The sequence below is a fragment of the Actinoplanes sp. ATCC 53533 genome, assembly GCF_003947245.1.
The window spans coordinates 1-1,700 of record NZ_QHHV01000511.1 but is presented as its reverse complement, the minus strand read 5'-3'; the positions used below and the strand labels follow the sequence as shown (position 1 = coordinate 1,700).

The following is a 1,700-nucleotide window of genomic DNA, read 5'->3' as shown; positions in this document are numbered from 1 at the left end:
TCGGCGACCATCGAGGCGACGATCCAGGCGCTGCCCATCGGTGAATACCTGATCGACTTCACCATGGCCACGGCCAACGGCAAGGTGGTCTTCACCGACGAGAGCGTGGCGCCCGCCCGGATCGCGCTGCGGGTGGACAACATCGCCCCGGTCATCGGTGACCTGTTCCCGCCGAACGGCTACCAGTCGCCGGTCCTGACCCCGCAGCTCTGGGCGCAGGCGACCGACCTGGACGCGCCGCCCAAGACGACCCTGTCGTACAAGTTCGAGTACTGCGCGGTGGCCGCGGACGGCAAGCCGACCGGCTGCACGACGACGGCATACCAGGCCAAGCAGGCGTTCACCATCCCGGCCGCGAAGCTCAAGTGGAGCACGAGTTACCTCTGGCGCGCGTTCGTCAAGGACAACGCCACCGAGGTCGCCACCGACTACGCCACCCTGATCACCGCCGTACCACAGCCTGAGATCACGTCGCGGATCGCCAACGCGCCGTTCGGCAGCACCGATCGCGACTTCGACCCCGACCTCGGCAACTTCAGCACCGGCGCGGTGGACGCGACGGTCGCCATCGCCGGGCCGCCACTCAAGATCGTGCGTACCTACAACAGCCTCGACCCGCGCACCGACCTGGCGTTCGGCACGGGCTGGATGAGCCAGCTCGACATGAAGGTCGTCGCGGACGCCGACGGCTCCGGCAACGTCCTGGTCACCTACCCGGACGGGCAGCAGGTGCGGTTCGGCAAGAACGCCGACAACACGTACGCCGCGCCGCTGGGCCGCAACGCGCAGCTGAGCTGGGACAGCGCCCTGGGCCTGTTCAACCTCAAGGACTCGGCCGCCAACGTCTACCAGTTCAACGGTGCGCCCAGTGGCCGGCTCGTCCGGATCAAGGACAAGTTCGACCGGGCAGTGGAGTTCTTCCCCGACGTGACCAACGGCCGGATCGCCAAGATGCAGGCCAAGCTGGCCCAGAACAGCATCGGCCGGTCCCTGACGCTCGGCTGGAACGCGGCCGGACACGTCACCAGCGTCTCCACCGAGGCGGTCGGCGGTCGCCAGCTCACCTGGACCTACCAGTACGACGGCGACAAGCTGACCAAGGTGTGCTCGCCGGGCATCGTGTCCTGCACGACGTATTCGTACGCGGACGGCTCGCACTACCGAGGCGGAGTGCTCGACAGCGACCCGGACTCCTACTGGCGCTTCGGCGAGAAGAAGGAAGCCTCGGCGGTCGGCAGCGAGATCCTGAACAACCTCGGCAAGGACGCCGGCGTGGCCCGCAACGTCACGTTCGAGGAGGCCGGCGCCCTGGCGGGCACGGACAACACCGCGGCCCTGTTCAACGGCAACACCTCGGTGGTCGAGCTGCCGAAGGGCATCGTGAAGCGCAGCCGCGACACCGCGGTCGAGATGTGGTTCAAGATCTCCGGCACCCAGTCCGGCGGCCCGCTCCTGGGCTATCAGGACAAGGCGGTCGACCAGACGCCGACCACCGGTGTGCCGCTGCTCTACATCGACACCAGCGGCCAGCTCCGCGGCCAGTTCAAGACCACCTCGGCCACGCCCAGCCCGATGACGGTGCCCGGCGACGTGCGCAACAACGAGTGGCACCACGTCGTCATGTCGGTGACGGCCGACGTGCAGACCATCTACCTGGACGGCGTGCGCAAGGTCAGCAAGCCGATCGCCGAGGGCGTGCT

Annotated in this window: 1 protein-coding gene; it reads left to right on the top strand. The window is 67.9% G+C overall.

What is annotated here, in order from left to right:
* On the top strand, positions 1-1,700 hold a 1,700-nt coding region (locus DMB66_RS59670), incomplete at both ends, for a LamG-like jellyroll fold domain-containing protein (RefSeq protein WP_233625628.1).